The 26237-nt window shown below is 33.7% G+C and carries 25 protein-coding genes and 1 pseudogene; 19 read left to right on the forward strand and 7 right to left on the reverse strand.

Annotated elements, in window-relative coordinates; all coding sequences use genetic code 11:
* The first annotated feature begins 25 nt into the window (after window positions 1-25).
* Window positions 26-895, forward strand: coding sequence for a lysophospholipid acyltransferase family protein (locus tag OZP15_RS12405; RefSeq protein WP_269225772.1), 870 nt, complete (start codon window positions 26-28; stop codon window positions 893-895).
* 323 nt (window positions 896-1218) lie between these two features.
* Entirely contained in the window at window positions 1219-1602 is a 384-nt protein-coding gene (locus OZP15_RS12410; RefSeq protein WP_281336265.1) for a hypothetical protein, read from the forward strand.
* 57 nt (window positions 1603-1659) lie between these two features.
* On the opposite strand, the gene OZP15_RS12415 is transcribed toward OZP15_RS12410, so the two are convergent.
* The 4 genes from OZP15_RS12415 to OZP15_RS12430 form a co-directional block, all read right to left on the reverse strand.
* The gene (locus OZP15_RS12415; protein ID WP_281336266.1) at window positions 1660-3900 is read right to left on the reverse strand and encodes a cation:proton antiporter domain-containing protein; all 2241 of its coding nucleotides are present in this window, start codon (window positions 3898-3900) and stop codon (window positions 1660-1662) included.
* 181 nt (window positions 3901-4081) lie between these two features.
* Window positions 4082-4858: a polysaccharide deacetylase family protein gene (locus tag OZP15_RS12420; RefSeq protein WP_269225774.1), complete on the reverse strand. Its 777-nt coding sequence runs from the start codon at window positions 4856-4858 to the stop codon at window positions 4082-4084.
* A 34-nt stretch (window positions 4859-4892) separates the two neighbouring features.
* On the reverse strand, window positions 4893-6239 hold the full coding sequence (purB, locus tag OZP15_RS12425) for an adenylosuccinate lyase (RefSeq protein ID WP_269225775.1): 1347 nt from the start codon (window positions 6237-6239) through the stop codon (window positions 4893-4895).
* 93 nt (window positions 6240-6332) lie between these two features.
* Window positions 6333-7025: an SIR2 family NAD-dependent protein deacylase gene (locus tag OZP15_RS12430; RefSeq protein WP_269225776.1), complete on the reverse strand. Its 693-nt coding sequence runs from the start codon at window positions 7023-7025 to the stop codon at window positions 6333-6335.
* Between the two features lie 153 nt (window positions 7026-7178).
* On the opposite strand from OZP15_RS12430, the gene OZP15_RS12435 reads away from it, so the two are divergent.
* Window positions 7179-7838: a TrmH family RNA methyltransferase gene (locus OZP15_RS12435; protein WP_281336267.1), complete on the forward strand. Its 660-nt coding sequence runs from the start codon at window positions 7179-7181 to the stop codon at window positions 7836-7838.
* A 63-nt stretch (window positions 7839-7901) separates the two neighbouring features.
* On the opposite strand, the gene OZP15_RS12440 is transcribed toward OZP15_RS12435, so the two are convergent.
* Complete coding sequence (locus OZP15_RS12440; RefSeq protein ID WP_281336268.1) at window positions 7902-9482, reverse strand: NADP-dependent glyceraldehyde-3-phosphate dehydrogenase; 1581 nt, start codon at window positions 9480-9482, stop codon at window positions 7902-7904.
* 71 nt (window positions 9483-9553) lie between these two features.
* Window positions 9554-9859, reverse strand: a complete 306-nt coding sequence (locus OZP15_RS12445) for a rhodanese-like domain-containing protein (RefSeq protein ID WP_269225778.1) — start codon at window positions 9857-9859, stop codon at window positions 9554-9556.
* Window positions 9860-10220: 361 nt separating this feature from the next.
* Between OZP15_RS12445 and OZP15_RS12450 the strand changes: the two genes are divergently transcribed.
* From OZP15_RS12450 to OZP15_RS12505, 13 genes and pseudogenes are all read left to right on the forward strand, one after another.
* Window positions 10221-10679, forward strand: a complete 459-nt coding sequence (locus OZP15_RS12450; protein WP_281336269.1) for a MarR family winged helix-turn-helix transcriptional regulator — start codon at window positions 10221-10223, stop codon at window positions 10677-10679.
* 20 nt (window positions 10680-10699) lie between these two features.
* A complete protein-coding gene (locus tag OZP15_RS12455; RefSeq protein WP_269225779.1) occupies window positions 10700-11332 on the forward strand; it encodes an NAD(P)H-dependent oxidoreductase in 633 nt (210 codons plus the stop codon).
* Window positions 11333-11362: 30 nt separating this feature from the next.
* A complete protein-coding gene (locus OZP15_RS12460) occupies window positions 11363-11926 on the forward strand; it encodes a YceI family protein (protein WP_281336270.1) in 564 nt (187 codons plus the stop codon).
* Window positions 11927-12227: 301 nt separating this feature from the next.
* Window positions 12228-13628: an anthranilate synthase component I family protein gene (locus OZP15_RS12465; RefSeq protein WP_269225780.1), complete on the forward strand. Its 1401-nt coding sequence runs from the start codon at window positions 12228-12230 to the stop codon at window positions 13626-13628.
* A 100-nt stretch (window positions 13629-13728) separates the two neighbouring features.
* Window positions 13729-14295, forward strand: a complete 567-nt coding sequence (locus OZP15_RS12470) for an anthranilate synthase component II (protein WP_281336271.1) — start codon at window positions 13729-13731, stop codon at window positions 14293-14295.
* 48 nt (window positions 14296-14343) lie between these two features.
* Window positions 14344-15336, forward strand: a complete 993-nt coding sequence (gene trpD, locus OZP15_RS12475) for an anthranilate phosphoribosyltransferase (RefSeq protein WP_269225781.1) — start codon at window positions 14344-14346, stop codon at window positions 15334-15336.
* Window positions 15337-15339: 3 nt separating this feature from the next.
* Window positions 15340-16122: an indole-3-glycerol phosphate synthase TrpC gene (gene trpC, locus OZP15_RS12480; protein WP_269225782.1), complete on the forward strand. Its 783-nt coding sequence runs from the start codon at window positions 15340-15342 to the stop codon at window positions 16120-16122.
* A 110-nt stretch (window positions 16123-16232) separates the two neighbouring features.
* Window positions 16233-16805: pseudogene (locus tag OZP15_RS16275) on the forward strand (phosphoribosylanthranilate isomerase); the annotation flags it as partial.
* 60 nt (window positions 16806-16865) lie between these two features.
* Window positions 16866-18047: a tryptophan synthase subunit beta gene (gene trpB, locus OZP15_RS16280; protein ID WP_349293299.1), complete on the forward strand. Its 1182-nt coding sequence runs from the start codon at window positions 16866-16868 to the stop codon at window positions 18045-18047.
* A gap of 99 nt (window positions 18048-18146) precedes the next feature.
* Entirely contained in the window at window positions 18147-18461 is a 315-nt protein-coding gene (locus OZP15_RS12490) for a gamma-glutamylcyclotransferase family protein (RefSeq protein ID WP_269225783.1), read from the forward strand.
* A gap of 89 nt (window positions 18462-18550) precedes the next feature.
* Complete coding sequence (gene trpA / locus OZP15_RS12495; RefSeq protein WP_269225784.1) at window positions 18551-19312, forward strand: tryptophan synthase subunit alpha; 762 nt, start codon at window positions 18551-18553, stop codon at window positions 19310-19312.
* Between the two features lie 253 nt (window positions 19313-19565).
* Entirely contained in the window at window positions 19566-20504 is a 939-nt protein-coding gene (locus OZP15_RS12500; RefSeq protein ID WP_269225785.1) for a LamG-like jellyroll fold domain-containing protein, read from the forward strand.
* Between the two features lie 43 nt (window positions 20505-20547).
* On the forward strand, window positions 20548-21243 hold the full coding sequence (locus tag OZP15_RS12505) for a DUF3784 domain-containing protein (RefSeq protein WP_349293300.1): 696 nt from the start codon (window positions 20548-20550) through the stop codon (window positions 21241-21243).
* 65 nt (window positions 21244-21308) lie between these two features.
* Here OZP15_RS12505 and OZP15_RS12510 read toward each other — a convergent pair whose 3' ends face one another.
* Window positions 21309-21863 carry a DUF4494 domain-containing protein gene (locus tag OZP15_RS12510; RefSeq protein ID WP_269225786.1) on the reverse strand — a complete coding sequence of 185 codons (555 nt, stop codon included), beginning with the start codon at window positions 21861-21863 and terminating at the stop codon, window positions 21309-21311.
* A 205-nt stretch (window positions 21864-22068) separates the two neighbouring features.
* Between OZP15_RS12510 and lipA the strand changes: the two genes are divergently transcribed.
* The 3 genes from lipA to OZP15_RS12525 all read left to right on the forward strand — a co-directional run bounded on the left by lipA (window position 22069) and on the right by OZP15_RS12525 (window position 26225).
* The gene (gene lipA / locus OZP15_RS12515) at window positions 22069-22938 is read left to right on the forward strand and encodes a lipoyl synthase (protein ID WP_269225787.1); all 870 of its coding nucleotides are present in this window, start codon (window positions 22069-22071) and stop codon (window positions 22936-22938) included.
* A 74-nt stretch (window positions 22939-23012) separates the two neighbouring features.
* On the forward strand, window positions 23013-24005 hold the full coding sequence (gene gap / locus OZP15_RS12520; protein WP_281336273.1) for a type I glyceraldehyde-3-phosphate dehydrogenase: 993 nt from the start codon (window positions 23013-23015) through the stop codon (window positions 24003-24005).
* A gap of 42 nt (window positions 24006-24047) precedes the next feature.
* Window positions 24048-26225, forward strand: a complete 2178-nt coding sequence (locus OZP15_RS12525; protein ID WP_281336274.1) for a tetratricopeptide repeat-containing hybrid sensor histidine kinase/response regulator — start codon at window positions 24048-24050, stop codon at window positions 26223-26225.
* The last annotated feature ends 12 nt before the right edge of the window (window positions 26226-26237 follow it).

Raw genomic sequence — 26237 nt, forward strand, 5'->3', positions numbered from 1 at the left:
TATATTTGTTGAAATATTTTAGCGAATGCGTTTTATAATTTACTACCTAACCTACCCTCTTTTATGGTGCATATCAATGCTTCCATTTTCATTATTGTATTTATTTTCTGATTTCGTTTACCTGATTGTTTATTATATCATTGGTTACCGAAAAAAAACTGTTCGAGAAAATTTAGCATTGGCTTTACCCCATTTATCAAGTAAAGAAAGATTAAAAATCGAAAAAAAATCGTTCCGTCATTTGTGTGATATGTTTCTAGAAATGATTAAGACCATGACTATTTCTAAAAAAGAGATTGACGAGCGTTTTGTTTTTACTAATTTAGAAGTTTACAAAAAACTTGAAGAACAAGACAAAAGTATCGCAATGATGCTGGCACATTATGCGAGCTATGAGTGGGTAATTTCGATGAATGCTCATGTTGATTTTAGTGCTTTTGCCATTTACAAAAAAATTAAAAACCCCTATTTTGACCAATTAGTTAGAGATATTCGTTCTAAATTCAAAGCTTCATTAATCACAACGAAAGAATCAATCCCAACTATTATTAGAAACAACAGAGCAAAAAAAATGTCTATTTACGGCTTTGCTAGCGATCAGTCTCCGAGAGCAAATTCAGCACATCATCATCAAAATTTTATGGGAATTCATGTCCCAGTTCATACAGGAGCTGAAATGCTTTCTAAAAAATTTAATATGAATGTTGTATTCTTGAAAGTAAAAAAAGTAAAACGTGGTTTTTATGAAGCTAGTTTTGAAATACTTTCTGAAAATGCAGCAGCAGTTCCTAATTATGAAATCACTGATAAATTTATAAAATTGGTGGAACAACAAATACACGAAGCTCCAGAATATTATCTATGGACTCACAAACGATGGAAACACATGAACTAGTCAGCAAATTCCAGTAATCAGTTGACAGTTAAAACTTAAACCAATCTTTAGTATAAATTCACAAACAATATACTAATCAATCTAACTGATTCATTTTTATGGATTTTTAATGTCCTTTATCTATAAAAGAGCTGTTTTTTTTATTTTTTTTGAAGTAAAATATTTTTTTATTGCTTCATAAAAAAAGCCATGACAAAACAAGAATATATCGATAAACAACATTCAACTTGCAATTTAAAGAGTATTTTTTCCTTTAAACGATTTTTACTTATTTACTTACAAATAGTTAATAGTTTTGTATTCAAATCAAAATGAATTATTTTATGAGCACCAAAAACATATTTAACTCTGCCTATAGACAAGAATATTTTGAAGGATATGCTTTTGGATTGAATCCTACACCCGAAGTGATTTGCAAAAAAAGCAGCAAAGCTTTTACAGATGGATTTGATTCAGGACGAATGGATTATGAAGAAATGAATGGTAATATCAAGGATGGCATTCCTCCAAAGATAGTAACCAACAAAATTTTGGAAGAGTTCCTATTGTCAGGATTATTGGGTTTAAGTATTGACACTGACGATTATACACCACACCAATTGAATGTAATTGCCAAATGGTATCAAAGTGGTGTCGAAAAATATGACCCCAATCAAAGTATTTATCTTTTTGAAATTCTGGAAGAAAACGGAATTTTATTGAGTTGATTTCATATAAAAAAACCTCGTTTCAATGGAACGAGGTTTTTTTTTCGGCAAAAATTATTAATCGTGAACTAAATCAGCCAATAATTTTTTCTCTCCTACAATCCACAAAATATCATCTTTTTCAAGAATAACAGATGATTCTGGATTTAAGGTTCGTTTTCCTCTTTTTTCGATTCCTACTATCAATCCTTTTGTTTTTTCTCGCAATTTAGATTCTAAAATACTTTTGCCATGAAAAACATGATTCTTAAGCTCAATTTGACGTAAAACAATTTCTGGATCATTAACCTCTGGAGAAACATCTATTTCATGTTGATCTAAATATTTATTAAACTTCTGTACTTGTTCGTCAGTACCAATAACACAAACTTCATCTCCTGGAAAGATTCGTTCATTAGCTTGAGGGATATGAATGGTAATTTCTCCCCTCTTGATAGATACAATATTTACTCCTAACAACTCTCTTAACCGCAGGTTCTTCAAAGTTTTTCCAGCAATATTAGATTCCGCAGCAATGTCAAAAACAGCCATGTGTCCGTCCCAAGGTGTTAAATCACTTCGACTTCTTTTAGCTCTATCTAACTCTCTACCATTCAAATTAGCTAAAAAATGATTTTCGATTTTGTGATACTGAATGTGTAATTTCTTTTGAAAAATCAAATAAATTACAACGGCTACAATCAAGGCAATTAATGCTATTATTGGAGAGAAAAAAGTATTTAATAATAATCCAATAAAAAATATAGACAAGACGATGCGTACAAAAAATAACATAGTCAAAGGACCTCGAGACTTTCTATCTAACATTAATTGTTCGACTTCGGCTGTAGCTACTCGTCGAAACGCAAGCGCCCACAAAAAAGGAGCAATTATACTCAATGTAATCAAGGCTCCCATGGCATTACCAAAATGATAATCATCAACCAACGGCAAAATATATTTAGAAGAAAGCAATATTATTCCTAAAATAATTACCACAAGTGCCACCACTTGAATCAAATAAGCATTAATAACTGTTTGCCACAAACTCACCGTACGTATGGCTTGAGTACTAGCCGAATAACGTTCAATTCTTTTGGTCAATTTACGAGGTAAATTGTGTGCTAAATATTCCGAAAAAGGCAACGAATATTTAATCATAAAAGGAGTAGTAAACACCGTTACTGCCGAAACCGCTACTACAATTGGATACAAAAAAGTATTAGTAGCTTTTAATGTCACTCCCAAAGTGGCTATAATAAAAGAAAATTCACCTATTTGTGACAAACTCATTCCTGTTCGTATCGAATCCTTCAATGGCTGACCTGATAATATTGCTCCAAAAGTAGAACTAATCGATTGCCCGAAAATAGTAACAAACGAGAGGATAAGAACTGGAATAGCGTGCTCATATAGTGCTTCGGGAGCAATTAACATTCCGACAGAAACAAAAAAGACTGCTCCAAATAAATCTTTTACTGGTTTTACTAAATGTTCGATATGTTCTGCCTGCGTGGTTTCTGCAATGATAGAACCCATTATAAAAGCTCCGAGAGCTGGCGAAAAACCAACATTAGCTGCCAAGCTAACCATGGTCAAACATAAGGCCAATGAAATAATGAGTAACATTTCATCTGTCAATAAATGTTTGGTTTTTTTGAGCACTGTCGGAATAATGAAAATACCTCCCAAGAACCAAATGACAAGAAAAAACACGAGTTTTAAAACCGACATCACTAATTCGGTTCCAGAAAACTGATTACTTACCGCAACCGTTGACAACAAAACCATCATCAAAATCGCCAAAATATCTTGTACAATTAGGGAACCAATAACGATTCCTGCAAATTTTTGAGTTTTGACACCTAATTCTTCAAAGGACTTTAATATTATGGTGGTTGAAGATATAGAAAGAATTACGCCCAAAAAGATACTATCCATTTTTGACCAATCCATCCATTGACCAACACCATAACCCAAAACACACATACTGACAATTTGAACTCCTGCAGTAACCGAAGCTGTTCCTCCTACTTTCATCAATTTTTTGAAACTGAATTCGAGTCCTAAACTAAACAATAAGAAAATAACGCCAATTTCTGCCCAAACTTCTACACTCTTCATTTCTTTAACAGAAGGAAAAAAGTCAAAATGGTTTCCTGCCAAAAAACCAGCAATTAAATAACCTAAAACTAAAGGCTGCTTTAATTTTTTAAAGATTAAAACGGCAATTCCCGCAGTCATAAGAATCAATCCTAAATCGCTAATTAATGGTTCTAAATGATGTGCAACATCTGTAGCTTTTTCTATTGGATTCATAGGGCTTGTACTTGTATTTTTCTGTTTTCTTTGTATTTTGGTAAGATACAAAAAAACTTTATTTGAATAGTTAAACTTTGTTAAAAAGCTTTATTAACGGTCTATTTTGAATAAAAAAATCCCCTTGAAAAGATATTTTAAGTCTTTTTAAAAGGGAATTATAAATAATTTTAAGTTTTTATTATTGGAACTTATTCAAGTCAGATACAGTGTAAAATCTCAACTTATTGCGTTTGACATATTGGCAAACATACTCTAATGTTTTATTTTCCGTTTGATAATCTCCCGTTACCTCATTCACCGTTTTATGACTATTCAGAATCAGAATTTTGTTGTGCTTTTTGGCAAAATCCAACAATTTTAAAAGATGTGGAATATTAAAGTCATTGTGAGTATCATCAATACTAAAGCTGAATATTAAATTTGAATGATTGAAATAACAACCTTGTTTATCAGCCACTTCTTCGTTAAATGCTCTTCCTCGGACTACTTTAAATTTTTTCAATAAAGCGGCATCCAGTTTTTGAGTTCTTCCGCCATAAGGATAGGCAAATGAACTAACTTTTAAACCATAAAAGTGCATCAAATGCAACATCGGATTGATTTCATCCTTCATGTATTCATTAATGGTATGAACACGGGTATAATCGGCAGCATTTAAGTGATTCAATCCGTGACCGCCTATTTCGTGGCCTTCATTTTGCAACTCAAGAAGTTTCTTAATTTGATAATGCTTCAAATTATGTATTCTGCAAACAAAAAAAGTGCCTTTCCAACCATACTTTTTTAATTGCTGATTCGTTGCAAACCATTCATTTATATATGCGTCGTCAAAGGATAAAATGACTCCTGCAATCTTGGGTTTTGCTTTTGATTTCGGTATTGGCTGCTCTTTTTCGCAAGAAATGAAAACAAAAAAAGTACAAAGCAATAGGATTTTTAGAATAGAAATCTTCATAATTGCTTTGTACTTTTAAAAGAGTTTGGTTTTATTAAATTCCCAAGAAATTACTTGGCGTGATTTGCATTAATTCGGTTTTAATTTCAGCTGAAACTTCCAAAGTTCCAATAAATTCGTGAATCGAATCCTTGGTTATTGCTTCATTAGTTCTAGTCAAGCCTTTTAAGGCTTCGTAAGGATTTGGATAAGCTTCACGACGCAAAATAGTTTGAATAGCTTCGGCTACAACAGCCCAATTTTTCTCTAAATCTTCGGCAAATTTTGATTCGTTCAACAATAGTTTGTTCAATCCTTTTAAAGTAGCTTCGAATGCGATTAAAGTATGTCCGATTGGTACGCCAATGTTTCTCAAAACCGTACTGTCGGTCAAATCACGTTGCAATCTTGAAACAGGTAATTTAGCCGAAAGATGTTCGAAAATAGCATTGGCTATTCCTAAATTCCCTTCTGAATTTTCAAAATCAATTGGGTTTACTTTGTGTGGCATTGCCGATGAGCCAATTTCTCCTGCTTTGATTTTTTGTTTGAAATATTCCATCGAAACATACGTCCAAATATCTCTGTCTAAATCAATTATGATAGTATTGATTCTTTTCAACGCATCAAAAAAGGCAGCAAAATGATCGTAATGTTCAATTTGGGTAGTTGGAAAAGAGTGATGCAAACCTAAATTTTCCTGTACAAATTGAGTACCAAATTGCTTCCAGTCAATTTGTGGATAAGCCACGTGATGGGCGTTATAATTTCCTGTTGCTCCACCAAATTTGGCTGCAAACGGAATGTTGAACAACAAACGCATTTGCTCTTCTAATCGCTCCACAAAAACACCAATTTCTTTACCTAAACGGGTTGGCGAAGCGGGTTGTCCGTGTGTTTTGGCAAGCATTGGAATAGACTTCCATTCAACACTTAATTCTTTTAATTTTGAAGTCAAAGCAATTAAGGATGGCATATATACTTTTTCGAAAGCTTCTTTTGTCGAAAGCGGAATTGCAGTATTATTTATATCCTGTGAAGTTAAACCAAAATGGATGAATTCTTTATATTGTGATAATCCTAATTTTTCGAAAGCGTCTTTGATGAAATATTCCACGGCTTTTACATCGTGGTTCGTCACTTTTTCAGTTTCTTTTATCCAAAGTGCATCTTCGGTAGAAAAATTTCTGTAAATGTCACGCAAACTTTCGAAAACATTCGGGTTTACGTCTTTTAGTTGTGGTAAAGGAATTTCGCAAAGCGTAATAAAATATTCAATTTCAACTAATACACGGTATTTGATTAATGCTTCTTCAGAGAAATATTTTGAAAGTGAACTGGTTTTGCTTCTGTATCTTCCATCGATTGGCGATACTGCGTTTAATTCGTTTAAGGTTGTCATTGTTAGCTGTTTTTAAGAAAGCGCAAAGATATAGATTTCAGATTTTAGATTTCAGATTTCAGATTTAAAAATTGCAATTGATTTTTGAAATTGTTATTTCAGTTTTTCAAGGTCTTTTCGAACCGTTTTCATTCCTTCTGAACCTGTTTTAGCAATAATTTTAATATCATTTGGCAAGTCATAAATTGCTGCCGGTTTTGGATCGATATAATAAACAGGAATATTAGGATCAGCAAAATTCATCAAGCTTGCAGCAGGATAAACTTGGAGCGAAGTCCCAATTATAATCAGAATATCCGCTTTTTGCACAATGTTTACTGCTTCTTCCAAGGCTGGAACTTCTTCGCCAAACCAAACAATGTGTGGTCGTAATTGATGTCCATTATCATCAACATCGGTGGAATTTAAATCGGTTTCCCAGTCCAGAATGTAATTTTTGTTTTTGGTACTTCTTACTTTTAACAATTCGCCGTGAAGGTGCAAAACTTTTGTGCTTCCCGCTCTTTCGTGTAAATTATCTACGTTTTGAGTAATAATATGCACCTCGAAATCATTTTCTAATTCCGCCAAGATTCGATGTCCAAGATTGGGTTGTACTTCGTGTAATTGTTTGCGTCTTTGGTTGTAAAAATCAAGCACTAATTCAGGATTTTTATTCCAACCTTCAGGCGTTGCCACATCCATTACATTATGACCTTCCCAAAGTCCATCGGCATCACGAAAGGTTTTGATTCCGCTTTCGGCACTGATTCCTGCTCCGGTCAAGACGACTAATTTCTTTTTCATATTTAAAATGCTTTTACCGCAGATTCGCAGATTATTAAAAAATAATTCAAAAAAAATCTGCGAATCTGCGGTTAATTTTTTGTTTTAATCTGAATTTTAATTCGAAATAAAACTACTCCTTTTTACTATTTTTACCAAAAATAATTCCATAATATGATTGATTTAGACTATCTCGCTTTTCTCGAAAACATTCTGACCGACAATAGAAAATCCAAGTTTCTGAAAGTATTAGAAAACCGTACCAAACATTTTACAGTAGTTGTAGAGGATGTTTTTCAAATGCACAATGCCAGTGCGGTAATGCGTAGTTGTGAGGTTTTTGGAATTCAGGAACTGAATGTCATTGAACAACGTTATGGTAAAAGTATCGACAAGGAAATTGCGATGGGGGCACAAAAATGGGTTGATATTAATAAATTCGATAATGTGACTAATTGTTTGGATACACTGAAAAATCAAGGCTACCAAATTATTGCAACCACACCACACGAGAATGATTGTCTTTTAGATGATTTTGATATTTCTAAACCCAGTGCTTTGTTTTTCGGAACAGAAAGAGATGGATTATCAGAGGAAATTATGCAAAATGCAGATGGTTTCCTTAAAATTCCGATGGTGGGTTTTACGGAAAGTTTAAATATCTCGGTTTCCGCAGCAATTATTATTCAAAATCTCACCAATAGATTAAGGCAATCTGATGTGAATTGGCATTTAACTGAAACTGAAATTTTAGAAAAACGATTGGCTTGGGCAAGGAGTTCTATAAAAGATATTAAGCGAATTGAGCAAAGGTATTTTTCTGAAAACGCCTAAAAAGCAAAAAACTCATTCCTTTTACAGAATGAGTTTTTTTTTTTATAAATTCAAATTTGATTTTTACAAAATATAATCGGTATTGATAAAATTCGATTCTTTGCTATTCAATAATTCCTGCAAAATAGCATTGTTATAATCATTGTCTTTCGAAGCTACAAAAGTTCTGATTGAGAACGAACGCAAAGCATCAAAAATACTCAATGTTCCCACAGCCGAATCTTTACGCCCTGTGAAAGGATATAAATCTGGTCCTCTTTGACAAGAACTGTTCAAGTTTACTCTACAAACTAAATTCACTAAAGCATCAATAAGCGGTGCAATGGTTTTGATATTTTGTCCAAACAAACTCACTTGTTGTCCGTAATTAGACTCTGCCATATCATTCAATGGTTCCTGAATATCTTTGAAAGTCATAATAGGGACAATTGGTCCAAATTGCTCTTCGTGATACAAACGCATTTCTTTGTTTATAGGGAACATCACTGGAGGAAAAATATAATTTTCTGAAAGTTCTCCTCCTTTTGCATTGATGATTTTGGCTCCTTTGCTAGTAGCATCGTCAATCAATTCTTGAATATAAGCTGGTTTGTCTTTCTCTGGTAATGGCGTAAGCGAAACGGATTTATCCCAAGGATTTCCAAAAACAAGTGCATCTACTTTTGCAGAAAATCTTTTGTTGAATTCTTCCGCAATTGATTCGTGAACGTATAATAATTTCAAAGCAGTACAACGTTGTCCATTAAAAGACAAAGTTCCCACGATACATTCGTTGATAGCCAAATCTAAATCGGCATCTGGTAAAATAATTGCTGGATTTTTTGCTTCTAAACCTAAAACCAAACGCAATCTGTTTTTGTTTGGATGTTGATCTTGCAAAGCTATTGCTGATTTACTGTTTCCAATCAAAGCTAGAACATCCACTTTTCCAGATTTCATTATAGGCGAAGCCACTTCACGACCTCTTCCGTAGATTACATTAATAGCTCCTTTTGGAAAACTGTTTTGAAAAGCTTCTAATAAAGGAGAAATCAATAAAACACCGTGCTTTGCTGGCTTGAAAATCACAGGATTTCCCATTATCAATGCTGGAATAAGCAAAGAGAAGGTTTCATTCAAAGGATAATTATAAGGTCCCAGACACAAAACAACTCCAAGTGGTCCACGACGAATCATTGCATTTACGCCTTGGCTTTTTTTGAAATGAGCACTACTTCTATCCAATTGTTTGTAATGTTCGATGGTATCATAAATATATTCTACCGTTCTGTCGAATTCTTTTTCTGAATCGCCTAATGATTTTCCGATTTCCCACATCAAAAGTTTAACAACTTCTGTTCTTGTGGTTTTCATTTGTGCAACGAATTTCTCCATGCACTTGATGCGATCCGCTACTTTCATTGTTGGCCACAAACCTTGACCATTATTATAAGCAGACGAAGCTGATTCTAAAACTTCTAATGCCTCTTTTTCTCCCATAGCTGGAATACTTCCTAACAAAGTAGGTTCGTATTTTTCTGTAGAAGATATTGTAGAAAAAACAGGTGTTATTTGACCTGTCCATTTTTTTAATTCTCCATCAACTAAATAAGTGTCTTGAACTAGTATTGAGTCAATTTGAAATTCTTTTGGTATTGTATTCATTATAATTGTGTTGTGCTTTCTTTTCGAAAGCGTGAATAAAAATGAAGATTTCACTTCATATTTAGGTTAGACTATTCTACTTCTCCATTCCATTCTAAAAATCCACCTAATAAGTTATAGGCGTTTTCAAAACCAAGTTCGTTCATTACCTCACAAGCCTTGGCACTTCTAGCACCAGAGCGGCAATACACATAATAATTTTTCGATTTATCTAAAGCTTCCAATTTATCTATAAAAGCTTGACCTTCATAAATATCGATATTGATAGCATTAGGAATCATCCCTTCGTTAACCTCTGCTTCGGTTCTTACATCCAGAATTACTGAATTATCGTCGGCTTCAAATTGAGAAACCCAATCTTCTTGTGTTAAGTTCATAGTATTGTTTTTGGTAAAATTACAAAGTTTTTACCTAAAAGTAAGTGTGCTTATTGTTAATTAGATAATTATTCCAAGAAAACGTTTTCGGACAAACATAAAACAAGTCAAATTACGAATTTATCAAATAAACTGTAAAAAAATACATTAAAACACATCCTGTACTATCTTTATCTACCTTATATTCACATTTACTCTAAAAACTCATCTTACAGAATCGAAACAAATCACACCAAAAACAAACCTACAAACCAATCATTTGAACCAAAAAAATATTTCTTAACTAAAATTTAACAATACATTTGTATATACAAATAAAAAACATACTACATTTGTACCAACATATAACATATATACAAATATGAAAATTGAAGAAGTAATAAAATCAACCGTTCCTCTGGATAATTCAAAAAAAATTATTCTGAACGTTTTGTATACTCAAAATGTTATTACTGATAATTTTAATGAAATCCTAAAACCTTACGACATATCAGGAGAGCAATACAATGTGCTACGGATATTAAGAGGTCAAAAAGGTTGCCCTGCCAATATGTGTGTGATTCAGGAACGAATGCTAGCCAAGACAAGTAATACCACTCGATTAGTGGATAAATTATTGCTAAAAGAACTAGTAACCCGAGAAGTATGCCCAGAAAACAGACGTAAAATTGAAGTTAAAATTACACAAAAAGGTTTAGATGTTTTGAAAGACCTTGATCCAAAAGTAAATGCTCACGAACAATATTTCTCAAATAATTTAGATTCTGATGAAGTAATTGAATTGAATAGACTGTTAGAAAAATATAGAAATCACAATTAAAAAATAAATACAAACATAATATGAGTACTTTTTTAGAAAATCAAAATTGGAGATACGCTACAAAAAAATTTGATGCAACCAAAAAAATTAGACCCGAAGATTTTAACACTTTGAAAGAAGCTATCCGTTTGAGTTCTTCTTCTTATGGATTACAACCTTACAAAATATTAATCATCGAAAGCCCAGAATTAAGAGCCAAAATTCAACCTGCTGCTTGGGGACAAACTCAAATTGTTGATGCTTCACACTTAATCGTTTTTGCCAACAGAACCACTATCGACGAAGCTGAAGTAGATGCTTATTTCGACAACATCAGCAACACAAGAGAAATCCCATTAGAAGCATTGGCAGGATACCAAGGTTTTATGAAAGGAAAAATCAATGAATTATCAGCAGATGCTCAAAATATTTGGAACTCTAAACAAACTTATTTGGCACTTGGAAATTTACTAAACGCTGCAGCTGAATTGAAAATCGATGTGACTCCAATGGAAGGTTTCTCGCCTGCTGCTGTAAACGAAATATTAGGCCTAGATGCTTTAGGTTTAAATGCTAGTTTAATTGCAACTGTTGGATACCGTAGCGAAGAAGATGATACCCAACATTACGCAAAAGTTAGAAAATCAAACGAAGAATTATTTATCACACTTTAATTATATACAAACAATCAAAATTTAAACACAATGAAAAATTTAAAATCAATTGCATTAGCATTCGTAGCATTCGCTACCATTTCAGTAACAGCTCAAACAAAGAAAATTGACGCAAAAACAAGTACTATCGAATGGGTAGGAAAAAAAGTAACAGGACAACACAATGGAACTGTTAACTTCAAAGACGGTTATGTAGTTTTCAAATCAAAAAAATTAGTTGGTGGAACATTTACTGTAAACATGACTTCATTAACAGCAACTGATCTTACTGGAGAATACAAAGACAAATTAGACGGTCACTTAAAAGCAGATGACTTTTTTGGAACAGCTAAATACCCAACAGCTACTTTAGTAATCAAAAAAATCGGAGCTAAATCAACAAATGTTTACACTGCTACTGCTGATTTAACTATCAAAGGAATCACTAAACCTGTAACTTTTGATTTGACTGTTGCTGGCAACACCGCAACAACAACATTCAATGTAAACAGAACAGTTTACGATATTAAATACGGTTCAAAATCATTCTTCGAAAGCATTGGAGACAAAGCAATTTCTGACGAATTCGAATTGAAAGTGACTTTGAAATTCTAATTTTAGAATATAAAATAGTAGCAAACCCTGATAAGAAATTGTCAGGGTTTCTTATTTCAAATAAAATCAAAAAAAATAGTGTTTTTTATTCAATACTATTTGAATAATCAAATTTGATTTATATATTTGTCAAATGAAAACGATTTTAAACAATACTTGGTGGTGGAACAATTTACGTCAATCGTCGTGAACAAAGCACCTATAGTATAAACTATAAATATAAAAGGCTTGTCATCACGACAAGCCTTTTTCTATTTCAAAAATACTGGAGCTAAAACTCTCCATTAAATAATAAAACAAAATGAAAACATTTACTTTAAATACTCATTACAAGCAAATCCTTGCCGACACCATTACTCCGGTAAGCGTATATTTTAAAATTCGTGACAAATTCCCAAACAGCCTTCTTTTGGAAAGTAGCGATTATCATGGTAACGACAACAGTTTCTCTTACATCTGTTGCAACCCGATTGCTTCTATTAAAATCGAAAATGAAACTATTTTCAAAAACTTTCCTGACGGAACTACAGAAACGATTTCGATAGATTCAAAAACAGATATTCCACAAGTAATTCAGGAATTTTCAGGACAGTTCAATTCCGAGAAAAACGATTTCAAATTCATCAATAATGGATTGTTTGGATACATTTCTTATGATGCCGTTCGTTATTTCGAAAAAGTAACCATCGCCAAAAAAGACGCAGCAACTACCATTCCGGATGTGTATTATGCAGTCTATCAAAACATCATTGCTATTAACCATTTCAAAAATGAAGCGTATATATTCTGTCACAGTCTGGATGGAAAAAATAATATTTCAGAAATCGAACAATTATTACAATCTAGAAATATTGCTTCTTATAAATTTACCAGAGACGGCGAAGGCAGTTCCAACTTAACCGACGAAGAATTCAAACACAATGTGGCTTTAGCCAAAAAACATTGCCACAGAGGTGATGTGTTTCAATTGGTTTTATCAAGAAGATTTACACAAGGTTTCAAAGGCGATGAATTCAATGTTTATAGAGCATTAAGAAGTATCAACCCTTCTCCTTACCTATTCTTTTTTGATTATGGTGATTTCAAGATATTTGGTTCTTCACCAGAAGCCCAAATTATTGTCAAAAACCGCAAAGCCGAAATTCACCCAATCGCAGGAACTTTCAGAAGAACTGGCGATGACGAAAAAGATGCCGTTCTTGCCAAAAAACTATCCGAAGACAAAAAAGAAAATAGTGAACACGTGATGTTAGTTGATTTGGCTCGAAACGATTTAAGCCGTCACGGACACGGTGTGGAAGTAGAAAAATACAGAGAAGTTCAATTTTTCTCTCACGTAATCCATTTGGTTTCTAAAGTAACAGGGCATTTACACGAAAAAGCCACAACAATGCAAGTCGTTGCCGATACCTTCCCGGCAGGAACTTTAAGCGGAGCTCCAAAACACAGAGCGATGCAATTGATAGAAGATTACGAAAAAACAAATCGTAATTTCTACGGAGGCGCTATCGGTTTTATGGATTTCGAAGGCAACTTCAATCACGCGATTATGATTCGAACTTTCTTAAGTAAGAATCACAAATTACATTCGCAAGCAGGTGCTGGAATTGTGGCAAGTTCTGACGAAGAAAGCGAAATGCAGGAAGTGTACAATAAATTATTGGCATTGAATAAAGCATTGGATTTAGCAGAAACAATTTAAAAAAGTAATCAGTGTTCAGACCCGAGCGAGAGCGAACTGGCGAAGCATTTTAGTGTTCAGTCGCAACAGCAAGAACCTAAAAGTTTAAATAAAAAACAAAATGAAAAAAATACTAGTCATAGACAATTACGATAGCTTCACTTACAACTTAGTGCATTATCTGGAAGATTTAGATTGTGAAGTTACCGTTTACAGAAACGATGAATTTGATATCGATGAAATCTCTGGTTTCGACAAAATATTACTTTCTCCTGGACCTGGAATTCCTGATGAAGCAGGTTTATTGAAAGCGGTAATTGCTAAATATGCTCCAACCAAAAGCATTCTTGGCGTTTGCCTTGGTCAACAAGCTATTGGAGAAGTTTTTGGTGGAACGCTCTCTAATTTAGATAAAGTGTATCACGGCGTTTCTTCCATGGTAAAAACATCTGTTGATGACGAACTTTTATTTGAAGGTTTAGGAAACGAATTCGAAGTAGGACGTTACCATTCTTGGGTTGTTGATGCCAATTTACCTGATGTTTTGGAAGCCACATCATTCGACGAAAACGGACAGGTAATGTCTTTGCGTCACAAAACATTTGATGTTCGAGGTGTACAATTCCATCCAGAAAGTGTGTTGACACCAAACGGGAAGAAGATTTTAGAAAATTGGTTAAAATCGTAGAGACGTTGTAGTGCAACGTCTCTACGTTGTAATCAAAATAAAAACAATATGAAAAACATATTAAACAGGCTTATCAACCACGAACTACTTTCGAAAGAAGAAGCAAAAAACGTATTAGTCAACATTTCCAACGGAGGTTATAATCCAAGCCAAATCGCATCCTTTCTTACCGTTTATATGATGAGAAGTATCAGCATTGATGAATTGGCAGGCTTTCGTGAAGCCTTGTTAGAATTGTGCATTCGTGTTGATTTATCAGCCTACAACACCATCGATTTATGCGGAACTGGTGGCGATGGCAAAGACACTTTTAACATTTCCACGTTGGCATCCTTTGTTTCAGCTGGAGCAGGAATAAAAGTTGCCAAACATGGTAATTACGGGGTTTCCTCTATTTCAGGCTCAAGCAATGTAATGGAAAAACTGGGAGTAAAATTCAGCAATGACAATGACTTTCTGGAAAAATGTATTGATCAGGCGGGAATTTGCATTTTGCACGCACCGTTATTTCACCCTGCAATGAAAAACGTCGGTCCCATCCGAAAAGAATTAGGCGTAAGAACCTTTTTTAATATGCTGGGACCAATGATAAATCCATCATTTCCTAAAAACCAATTGGTAGGCGTTTTCAATTTGGAACTCGCAAGAATGTATGCGTATTTATACCAAAACACCGATATAAATTTCACCATTTTACATTCGTTAGACGGTTATGATGAAGTATCTTTGACCTGTGCAACGAAGACCATTACAAAAAGAATGGAAGGCGTAATAAAACCCAAAGATTTTGGTGTTCGACAATTGTCACAAAGTGAAATCGAAGGCGGAAAAACCATCGAAGAATCGGCAGCAATGTTTATGAACATCATTTCCGGAAAAGGAACTGAAGCTCAAAATAACGTGGTTTGTGCCAATGCCGCAATGGCAATTTCAACTGTAAAAGGATGTTCACCAAAAGAAGGATTTGAATTAGCAAAAGAAAGTTTGCTTTCTGGAAAAGGACTTTTGGCTTTAAATAAATTACAAGAATTAAGTAGATAAATAATGAATATTTTAGATAGAATCATAGTTGACAAAAAACAAGAAGTAGTATTAAAGAAATCAATCATTCCGGTTTCACAATTGGAAGCCTCGGTTTTCTTTGGAAAAAAGACGATTTCTTTAAGTCAAAATTTAAGAAATAGTAACTCCGGAATTATTGCCGAACACAAACGCCGTTCGCCATCCAAAGCTGAAATTAATTATAGTTTCACAGTTGAAGAAGTGGTAAAAGGATACGAAAGTGCTGGTGCATGTGGAATTTCAGTCCTTACAGATGGCAAATATTTTGGTGGCTCTTTAGATGATTTATTATTAGCAAGAGCTTCGGTAAACATTCCGTTATTGAGAAAAGAATTCATTGTTGACGAATACCAAATCTTGGAAGCCAAAGCCCACGGAGCTGATTTAATTTTATTAATCGCAGCGGTTTTAACTCGTGAAGAAATCAGATCTTTATCTGAATTTGCCAAAGGTTTAGGATTGGAAGTATTATTGGAAGTGCATAATTTGGAAGAATTAGAAAAATCAATTATGCCTACTTTGGATATGATTGGTGTAAACAACAGAAACCTAAAAACATTCGAAGTAAGTCTGGATTTCAGTAAGGAATTAGCTGCCCAAATTCCAAATGATTTCGTGAAAGTTTCTGAAAGCGGTATTTCATCCATCGAAGCCATAAACGAATTAAAACCTTTTGGCTATAAAGGTTTTTTAATTGGTGAAAACTTTATGAAAACAGACAATGCTGGAAAAGCAGCAACGGAATTTATCTCAAAATTAATTTAAACACAAAGAACACGGAGTAAGCACAAAGCACACAAAGCTTTGTGAACTTTGCGCCTTCTTTGCGAACTTTGTGGTTAAAACAACATACTATGAAACTCAAAATCTGCGGAATGAAATACCCCGACAATATTCTCGAAGTAGCTTCGCTTCTACCTGATTATATGGGCTTTATATTTTGGGAGAAATCAACTCGCTATTTTGATGGAATCATTCCAACATTACCAACATCAATTAAGAAAACGGGAGTGTTTGTAGATGAAACCGTAGCCATAATTGTGGAAAAAGTATTGAAACACGATTTACAGGCTGTTCAGTTACACGGTCACGAATCAGTAGAATTTTGTGAAACTTTGAAAAAAAGTCTGCCAAAAGAAACTGAAATCATTAAAGTTTTCTCCATTTTAGATACCTTTGACTTTCAGGTCTTAAAACCTTTCGAATCGGTTTGTGATTATTTCCTTTTTGATACCAAAGGAAAATTACCCGGCGGAAACGGAACTACTTTCGACTGGAAAGTATTAGAAAAATACCCTTCAACAAAACCATTTTTCCTGAGCGGAGGAATTGGAATTGAAGAAGTAGAAGCCGTAAATGAAATTTCGAAAACCAATTTACCCGTTTATGCCATTGATGTAAACAGTAAATTTGAAATAGAACCTGGATTAAAAAACATAGAATTGTGTAAAATTGCAGTAAAGACGTTGCAATGCAACGTCTCTACGCCAAATAAAACAAATAAAACAATGTCATACAACGTAAACGAAAAAGGCTATTATGGTCAGTTTGGAGGAGCTTACATTCCTGAAATGTTATATCCAAATGTAGAAGAATTGCGTCAAAAATACTTGGAAATTACTGCCCAACCTGAATTCAAGGCAGAATTTGACCAATTATTAAAAGATTATGTCGGCCGTCCGAGTCCGTTGTATTTTGCAAAAAGACTTTCTGAAAAATACAATACTAAAATCTATCTAAAAAGAGAAGATTTGAACCACACAGGAGCGCATAAAATCAATAACACTATTGGACAGATTTTAGTTGCCAAAAAACTAGGCAAAAAACGTATTATTGCCGAAACAGGTGCAGGTCAGCACGGAGTTGCTACTGCTACCGTTTGCGCCTTAATGGGATTAGAATGTATTGTGTATATGGGCGAAATCGACATTGCACGTCAGGCACCAAACGTTGCCCGCATGAAAATGCTGGGTGCTGAAGTTCGCCCAGCACTTTCAGGTTCAAGAACATTAAAAGATGCCACTAACGAAGCCATCCGCGATTGGATCAACAATCCAGTTGACACTCATTATATCATTGGATCAGCGATTGGACCACATCCTTATCCAGATATGGTTACCCGTTTTCAATCTGTTATTTCCGAAGAAATTAAATGGCAGTTGAAAGAAAAAGAAGGTCGTGAAAACCCTGATTATGTAGTGGCTTGTATTGGTGGTGGTAGTAATGCTGCAGGAACCTATTATCACTTTTTACACGAACCTGAAGTAGGTATCATTGCTGTTGAAGCTGCTGGAAAAGGAGTAAATTCTGGACACAGTGCAGCCACTAGTAAACTTGGAAAAGTAGGTGTTATTCATGGTTGTAAAACCTTATTGATGCAAACCCCAGACGGTCAAATCACGGAACCATATTCAATATCGGCTGGTTTAGATTATCCTGGAGTTGGTCCCATGCACGCTCATTTAGCAGAAACAGGACGTGCCGAATTTTTCTCTGTGACCGATGACGATGCTATGCAATCGGGTCTTGAATTATCCAAACTAGAAGGGATTATTCCAGCCATCGAATCCTCGCACGCATTAGCAATTTTTAAAGAAAAAAAATTCAAAACAACCGATATTGTTGTAATCAGCCTTTCGGGTCGTGGTGACAAAGATTTGAATAATTACATAGAATATTTTAAAATATAATTTATACGTTTTTGCTTTTTTAAAGCCTTTGATTACACCTCTGGTATTTCAAAAAAATCCAATAACGTAAAATAAGAATCATTAAAACCCTGCAAAAAAATGGAAAATTTATTCGCATACGGAACTTTAAAAGACAAACGCATTCAGGAGACTGTATTTGGAAAAGTCCTGACAGGAACTCCCGATTCAGTAACTGGTTTTGTAACTAAAGAAATCAAAATTGAAGAAGAATTTGGAGTAACTCCTTATCCTATTATTGTAGAAACCAAAAATCCAGAAGATGTAGTTACTGGAATGCTTTATCAATTGACAGAGTTTCAACTCCAACAAGCTGATACTTACGAGGGTATTCATTACAAACGCATTCAAGTGCAATTGGAATCGAATGAGATTGCTTGGACGTATTTGAGATAAAAATTGAAAGATTGAAGAATTAAAAGATTGAAAAATTATTGATATACAAATCATTAAATCTTTCAATTTTTAAATCATTAAATAAAAAAATGAACAGAATAAATCAAAAGTTACAAGAAAACAAAAAGATACTTTCCATCTATTTTTCGGCGGGATATCCGAGTTTAAACGATACCGTACAAATCATTCAGGATTTAGAAAAAAATGGCGTTGATATGATAGAAATCGGATTACCTTTCAGTGATCCATTGGCTGATGGTCCAACCATTCAAGCTAGTTCTACCACCGCATTGCAAAACGGAATGACTACTCAAGTTTTGTTTGATCAACTCAAAGACATTCGAAAAAGCGTAACCATTCCATTAGTGATTATGGGCTATTTCAATCCTATGTTGCAATATGGTGTAGAAGCTTTTTGTCAAAAATGTGCCGAGATTGGCATCGATGGTTTAATCATTCCTGACCTACCTGTGGATGTGTATGCTTATGAATACAAAGCCACTTTCGACAAATATGGCCTTAAAAACATCTTCCTTATTACACCACAAACTTCAGAAGAGCGTATTCGTTTTATAGACAGCGTTTCGGATGGATTCATTTATATGGTGAGTTCAGCAAGTGTTACAGGATCAAGTGCTGGTTTTGGAAACACACAAGAAACTTATTTCAAACGCATCGCCGATATGAATCTGAAAAACCCTCAAATTATTGGTTTTGGAATTAATAATGCGGAGACTTTTAACCAAGCGACACAATTTGCCAAAGGTGCTATTATTGGTAGTGCTTTCATCACTCATTTGAAAGAAAACGGAAGCGGAAAAATTGAAAGCTTTGTGAAAGGAATTCGATAAAAGCAACTTTTTAAATAAATTATTAAACCGCAAATTCGCAAATTATTGAGCATCAAAGCTTGATTTGATTTGCGAATTTGCGGTTTATTTTTTAAATAAAAAATTTAAAATTCCTGGAATAAAAAAAATTTAAGAATACTTCATTTATATTTTAAAACTAAATTTTACTATATTCACATCCTAATCAACAATAAACCAAACCAATAAGCTTTTTTAAAACACGTTTTATAGGTGTAATAACGATAAATAGTAAATGAAAAAATCAATTTCTCTAATTCTAATAGTGGTAATTTCCACAATTTCTTATGCTCAAGTAAAAACGGTTCATTGGCGTATAGACAACCTTACTCAAATTGGCGGAAATGCGGTAACTGTAAGCGGAAATCCTAAAGTGATTCAAACAGATCTGGGAAATGCCATTGAATTTGACGGAATAAAAGATGGTCTTCTGGTAAACAATAATCCGATGAACGAAGCCACTGAATTTACTATTGAAATTATTTTAAAACCCTATTCAGGCGGAGCAGTGGAACAGCGTTATCTTCATTTTCAACAAGACGAGAATAATAGAATACTGGCAGAACTGCGCAACAATAATAATTTGAATTGGAGTCTGGACACCTTTATTAAATCTGGAGCTTCTAATCAAACTTTATTGGATTATTCTTTAGTACACAGTCTGAATAATTGGGTTCATGTAGCCTTGACTTACAAAAATGGCGTAATGACAAATTATGTAAATGGAGTTCAGGAGTTAATAGGATCCGTTGCTTATCAGGTGGTAAATTCTGGTCAAACCTCAATAGGTGTCCGAATGAATCAAGTAGCGTGGTTCAAGGGAGCTATTCATTCTGTAAAAATTACCCACGCAGCACTTAATCCTGCAAATTTCATAAAAACGACCGACTATCTAGCCATTCAAAATTTTAAAAAACAACAATTATCAACTCAAATTTCGCCTAATCCGGTTACTGCTTCTGCTATTTTAAAATACCAATTAGACGAGTCATCAAATATTTCAATCAAACTCTTCACTTCTGAAGGAAAAGAAATAGCTACCTTTTTTGATGGATATAAAAATGCGGGAACTCATGAATTAGAAATTAATCGTGCTAATTTGGATGCCAATATATACTTTGTAGTAATAAGTTCTGGAAAATTGAAATCTACTCAAAAACTTATAATTAAATAAAAACTTATGATCTACATACTAATCGGAATGAGTTTTTTTTTTTATTGCAATAGGATTTATTGTAACCGAAAATAATGCCAAATACCTACTTTCAGGATACAATACCATGAAAGAAGAAGACAGACAAAAGTTTGATATTAAAAGTTATATTCCTTATTTCAGAAAGTTTCATCTCTTTTTGGGAATTTCTTATTTGGTATTGGGTTTACTCATCACTTATTTAATCAATGAAGAAGTTGGAGGGATTTTTCTAGGTATCTATCCTATTCTTGCTTACGGCTATTTTATGTGGAGCAGTCGTAAATTCTCTAAAAATATAAATACCAAATGGAATAAATTAGGCATTTATATTCTTATTGCTGCTTTGATTTTTGTGATTGGAATGATGTATTCTGGAGTTAAAGAAGATAAATTAATTGTCCATCCACAATCTATTGAATTTACAGGCAGTTATTCGGAAACGCTGAATCAAAACGAAATTCAAAACATTGCATTAGTCAAAGCATTGCCCAATATTGTTCGTAAGACTCACGGATTTGCGGTTGGAAAAATACGAAAAGGCTATTTCAAAACCGACCAAGATGAAGTAATCAAGTTAATCATCAATGAAGATAAGGGTTCTTATATTCTTTTCACCAAAACTAATGGGAAGAAAGTGTACTTTTCATCCAAAGAAAAATCAAACGAATCCATCTTGAATGAAATAAAGAAAAAATTACCTGAAATTGAGTATCAATAATAGTTTTCATTAACAAAAAAGAGACTCTAGCAAGTCTCTTTTTTTGTTTATAAATGCTAATCCAATTAATAGCTTTCAGCCACAACTTCAGCATCAAATTCCATTGTATCTTCTGTTTCTGAAACAATTTCAGGTTTAGAAGCTTTAAGCGCATTGAACTTTTCTAATTGTTCCAATTCGTCTTCTTCCCCACTAAAATAAGGAAAAACATCCATAATAGGCGATTCGGAAATAGCAGGAATACTGTAATCTCCCATAGTGTCTTTCATTGTCAAAACAGTATTGTCAAATGCTTCCTTGACATCATTCGCCTGTACTAAAAAGTACCAATTAGTCTTGCGTTCTTTGCCACTTTCTTCGTCATAAGCAACTAATGCTATTTTGGATTTAAACCAGCGATCCGCATTTTCAAACGGATGAATCTCGGCATAATTCGCCACTTTTATATTTGTGATTTTAAATTCTTCACTAATATAAGCCTTCATTTCTTCGTTAATTCTAGATTCTGCTTCTGTATAAGAAATGGCATCAACTAAATACGGTTCGGTGGTAACTTTTTGGTTTCCAGCGTCGTCTGTTTTTCTATATTTTACTTTGCATTCGTACCAGGTTGCGCTCATATTTATTTTTTTAAGGAAGCCAAAGATAGAAGAAAGATTTATGACTTTAGACTTCGGATTTTAGATTTTTTAAACCTATATTTTGACTTTGAATAACAAAAAACAGAAATCACACAATCTTGCATTTTTTGCAACGAAATCTAAAATCTAAAATCTGCAATCTACAATCAACTTTGCTTATCTTTGCACTTTCAAAATTTGATTTATGGAAACTGTTGTAGAAAACGCATTACCTGTTGGAAAGCCAAAATGGTTGAGAGTAAAACTCCCAATTGGTCAAAAATATACAGAACTTCGTGGCTTGGTTGACAATTACAAATTGAACACCATTTGCACCTCTGGAAGTTGTCCGAATATGGGCGAATGCTGGGGAGAAGGAACTGCAACCTTTATGATTTTGGGAAATACCTGTACCCGTTCTTGTGGATTTTGTGGTGTAAAAACCGGAAGACCCGAAACGGTAGATTGGGATGAACCTGAAAAAGTAGCGCGTTCTATCAAAATCATGAAAATCAAACACGCTGTAATTACCAGTGTGGACAGAGATGATTTGAAAGATGGAGGTTCAATTATTTGGATAGAAACAGTAAAAGCGATTCGCAGAATGAATCCAACTACCACTTTGGAAACCTTAATTCCAGATTTTCAAGGTATCGAAAGAAACATAGACCGAATTGTAGAAGCCAATCCAGAAGTGGTTTCACACAATATGGAAACCGTTCGAAGATTGACTCGTGAAGTGCGTATTCAAGCTAAATACGACAGAAGTCTTGAGGTTTTAAGATACCTGAAAGAAAAAGGAATCAACAGAACCAAATCTGGAATTATGCTAGGTCTTGGCGAATTAGAAGAAGAAGTTTTCCAAACGATGAGAGATTTACGCAATGCCAATGTGGATGTGGTTACTATTGGCCAATATTTGCAACCCAGTAAAAAACATTTACCTGTAAAAGAATTTATCACTCCAGAACAATTCGCTAAATACGAAGCTTTCGGATTAGAATTAGGATTCCGCCATGTAGAAAGTGGTCCATTGGTACGTTCTTCTTATAAAGCACAAAAACATATTTTATAAAAAAGTTTATTTGGTTATTCGGTTATTTGTTTAACGAATAACCGAATAACCGAATAACCAAATAAACGATTCCCTTGAAAACAAGAATTGCCATAAATGGTTTTGGAAGAATTGGACGAAATTTATTCCGCTTGCTTTTGAACCACCCTACTATTGAAGTTATTGCCATTAATGACATCGCCGACAAAAAAACGATGGCTCATTTGATTAAATACGATAGTATTCACGGTGTTTTACCTTCGATAGTTTCACACGATGAAAAAGGAATTATTATCGATGGAAAACACTTCCTTTTCTTCCACGAAAAAAATATTTCAAAACTAGATTGGAAATCTGCCAATATAGACATTGTAGTAGAATCGACTGGAAAATATAAAACTTTCGACGAAATCAATGCTCATATTTTGGCTGGAGCCAAAAAAGTAATTCTCTCTGCTCCTTCTGAAGTTGACACCATAAAAACAGTAGTTCTTGGTGTGAACGAACACATTCTAGACGGAACAGAAACCATTATTTCTAACGCCAGTTGCACTACAAACAATGCTGCTCCGATGCTAAAAATAATCAGCGAATTGTGCGGAATTGAGCAAGCATATATCACTACAATTCACTCTTTTACCACTGATCAAAGTTTACACGATCAACCGCACAAAGATTTGCGTCGTGCTCGTGGAGCAAGTCAATCTATTGTTCCAACAACAACTGGTGCTGCTAAAGCATTGACTAAAATTTTTCCAGAATTTGAGGGCAAAATTGGTGGTTGTGGTATTCGAGTTCCCGTTCCTGATGGTTCATTGACCGATATTACTTTCAATGTAAAACGAGCTGTGACCATTGAGGAAATCAATGCTGCTTTTAAAATTGCTTCGCAAACAAATTTGAAAGGAATCCTAGATTATACGGAAGACCCTATCGTTTCTGTTGATATTATTGGAAACCAAAATTCTTGTTTATTTGATGCTCAACTAACTTCTGTAATCGATAAAATGGTTAAAGTAGTAGGCTGGTATGACAATGAAATTGGTTATTCTTCACGAATTATTGACTTAATTATTTTAATAACTTAACAAATAATTTAGTACCTTTATCTCTTTTTTACAAATCATAAAATGAGATTCTTCCTAGCCTATTTTATTTTGATAAGTACTCTTTCATTTTCACAAAAAAAGAATTTGAATGAGAAAATAGACAGTGTTGCCTATTACAGTAATTTAAGTAAAAATAACACCGTTGAAAACAAGTACAAAAATGCCTTATATTACACTCAAAAAGGCATTCATTTTGCTAAATCAAACAATCGAATTGATGATCAAGCAATACAAACATTTAATTTAGGCAAACTATATTATGACGTAAAAAAATACGATGACGCCATAAACGCTTTTAATAAAAGTTTATCACTCACTGACCTTTCACAAGCCTCCAACACACAAGCCTATAATTTTTATTATTTGGGAATGTGTTACATGCAGAAAAAGAATTTTTCGACTGCTAAAATTAATTTTGACAAAGCTGAATCACTTTATAAAACCCTAAAAATAAATACTACTACCGATTTAATTAATCTTCAAAGAGGAATTATCTATCAAGCTAACGGAAAAATTGATTTAGCCGCCTATATCTTTAGAAAAATTGTAGCCAAACCAGATTATCCAGCAATTTTAAACACCAAAGCATGGGCATTGTACCAAATGGGAACTATAGAAATGTTGCATAACAGAAATAATTTGGCTTTAAATTATTTCAACAAAGCTTTGGAATTGAATACAAAAACTAAAAATTTAGAGCAAAAATCTGAAATTTTACTAGCCTTGAGTACTGTTCATGAAAAAATGCTAGACAGAAACAAGGCTTATTCTTTCTTAAAATTGCATACCAACTTAAAAGAAAGCATAGCCCTTTTAGACAATGAAAAACTAGGAGTAGATGATTACGAAAAATTCAAGGAATCCGAACGGTTAATTGAAGCTGCTAAAAAGAACAAAGAAATTCAACAGCAAGAAAAAACAAGTAAATTCTCCAAATTAATCAGCATTCTTGCAATAGCCTTAATTTCTATATTATCCCTATTGAGTTTATCGTTGTACAAAAACAATATCATCAGAACTCGATCCAATCAATTATTAGAAGAAAAAAATAAGGAACTAATTTTAGCCAAAGAAAAGGCTGAAAAAGCATCGAATGCAAGAACTGAATTTCTTTCGACAGTAAGTCATGAACTTCGAACACCACTCAACGCCATCAACGGAATTACCCACTTGCTCTTGGAAGAAAAACCAAAGAAATCCCAAATGCATTATCTGGAATCTTTACAATTTTCTGGAAACTACCTAACGAATTTTATCAATGATATTCTCGAAATCAACAAAATAGATTCCAGTAAGGCACAAGTAGAAAACACAAATTTTAACCTCAAATTATTAATAGAGAATATCCAAAATTCTTTAAAAGAATTGGCTTCAGAAAACAATAACTATTTTCATCTCGAAATTGACGAAAATATTCCAGACTATTTGATAGGTGACCCTACCAAATTATCACAAATATTAATGAATTTGATTAATAACGCCTTAAAGTTTACACATGACGGAAGTGTTTGTGTGACTACAAAACTCATTTCGCTAGAAGATAAAAAAACCCTCATATACTTTGAAGTTAAAGACAGCGGAATAGGAATTCCAGAAGACAAACTAGTCAGTGTCTTTGATAGTTTCTCTCAAGGATCGGTAGATATTAACAGAAAATATGGCGGAACAGGTTTAGGACTAACTATCGTGAGAAAACTTGTAAATATTTTGGGGGGCGAAATACAACTCGAAAGCATCGTTAACAAAGGCTCTACTTTTAAATTTGAATTACCATTTGAAGAAACTGAAAAACCAGTTAAAAAAGTGGATAAAAAAATCAAACTAGATAATGATTTAAGCCTAATCAATAAAAAGATATTAGTAGTTGAAGACAACAAAATCAACCAAATGATTTCTAAAAAAATGCTGGAGAACAAAGGTGTTTCTTGCGAAATTATTGATAATGGTGAGGACGCAATAGAAGCAATCCGAAACAACAAATTTGATATGATTTTGATGGACGTACATCTTCCTGGAATAAACGGAACAATAGCTACTGAAAAAATAAGAAAATTCAATACAAAAACTCCAATTATTGCTCTTACGGCAATTTCTTTGAACGAAAATAGAGAAATGCTGCTGTCTTATGGAATGAACGATGTGATCACAAAACCTTTTGTACCTGATGATTTTTATTCTATTATTTCAAAACACATATAAAACTAAAAATCA

Source organism: Flavobacterium eburneipallidum (assembly GCF_027111355.2).
Taxonomy (GTDB): domain Bacteria; phylum Bacteroidota; class Bacteroidia; order Flavobacteriales; family Flavobacteriaceae; genus Flavobacterium; species Flavobacterium eburneipallidum.

Excerpts from the sequence above, each read along its gene's own strand:
- OZP15_RS12405 (WP_269225772.1), top strand. The coding sequence starts at position 26 with ATGCGTTTTATAATTTACTACCTAACCTACCCTCTTTTATGGTGCATA.
- OZP15_RS12410 (WP_281336265.1), top strand. The coding sequence starts at position 1,219 with ATGAGCACCAAAAACATATTTAACTCTGCCTATAGACAAGAATATTTT.
- OZP15_RS12415 (WP_281336266.1), bottom strand. The coding sequence starts at position 3,900 with ATGAATCCAATAGAAAAAGCTACAGATGTTGCACATCATTTAGAACCA.
- OZP15_RS12420 (WP_269225774.1), bottom strand. The coding sequence starts at position 4,858 with ATGAAGATTTCTATTCTAAAAATCCTATTGCTTTGTACTTTTTTTGTT.
- purB (WP_269225775.1), bottom strand. The coding sequence starts at position 6,239 with ATGACAACCTTAAACGAATTAAACGCAGTATCGCCAATCGATGGAAGA.
- OZP15_RS12430 (WP_269225776.1), bottom strand. The coding sequence starts at position 7,025 with ATGAAAAAGAAATTAGTCGTCTTGACCGGAGCAGGAATCAGTGCCGAA.
- OZP15_RS12435 (WP_281336267.1), top strand. The coding sequence starts at position 7,179 with ATGATTGATTTAGACTATCTCGCTTTTCTCGAAAACATTCTGACCGAC.
- OZP15_RS12440 (WP_281336268.1), bottom strand. The coding sequence starts at position 9,482 with ATGAATACAATACCAAAAGAATTTCAAATTGACTCAATACTAGTTCAA.
- OZP15_RS12445 (WP_269225778.1), bottom strand. The coding sequence starts at position 9,859 with ATGAACTTAACACAAGAAGATTGGGTTTCTCAATTTGAAGCCGACGAT.
- OZP15_RS12450 (WP_281336269.1), top strand. The coding sequence starts at position 10,221 with ATGAAAATTGAAGAAGTAATAAAATCAACCGTTCCTCTGGATAATTCA.
- OZP15_RS12455 (WP_269225779.1), top strand. The coding sequence starts at position 10,700 with ATGAGTACTTTTTTAGAAAATCAAAATTGGAGATACGCTACAAAAAAA.
- OZP15_RS12460 (WP_281336270.1), top strand. The coding sequence starts at position 11,363 with ATGAAAAATTTAAAATCAATTGCATTAGCATTCGTAGCATTCGCTACC.
- OZP15_RS12465 (WP_269225780.1), top strand. The coding sequence starts at position 12,228 with ATGAAAACATTTACTTTAAATACTCATTACAAGCAAATCCTTGCCGAC.
- OZP15_RS12470 (WP_281336271.1), top strand. The coding sequence starts at position 13,729 with ATGAAAAAAATACTAGTCATAGACAATTACGATAGCTTCACTTACAAC.
- trpD (WP_269225781.1), top strand. The coding sequence starts at position 14,344 with ATGAAAAACATATTAAACAGGCTTATCAACCACGAACTACTTTCGAAA.
- trpC (WP_269225782.1), top strand. The coding sequence starts at position 15,340 with ATGAATATTTTAGATAGAATCATAGTTGACAAAAAACAAGAAGTAGTA.
- trpB (WP_349293299.1), top strand. The coding sequence starts at position 16,866 with ATGTCATACAACGTAAACGAAAAAGGCTATTATGGTCAGTTTGGAGGA.
- OZP15_RS12490 (WP_269225783.1), top strand. The coding sequence starts at position 18,147 with ATGGAAAATTTATTCGCATACGGAACTTTAAAAGACAAACGCATTCAG.
- trpA (WP_269225784.1), top strand. The coding sequence starts at position 18,551 with ATGAACAGAATAAATCAAAAGTTACAAGAAAACAAAAAGATACTTTCC.
- OZP15_RS12500 (WP_269225785.1), top strand. The coding sequence starts at position 19,566 with ATGAAAAAATCAATTTCTCTAATTCTAATAGTGGTAATTTCCACAATT.
- OZP15_RS12510 (WP_269225786.1), bottom strand. The coding sequence starts at position 21,863 with ATGAGCGCAACCTGGTACGAATGCAAAGTAAAATATAGAAAAACAGAC.
- lipA (WP_269225787.1), top strand. The coding sequence starts at position 22,069 with ATGGAAACTGTTGTAGAAAACGCATTACCTGTTGGAAAGCCAAAATGG.
- OZP15_RS12525 (WP_281336274.1), top strand. The coding sequence starts at position 24,048 with ATGAGATTCTTCCTAGCCTATTTTATTTTGATAAGTACTCTTTCATTT.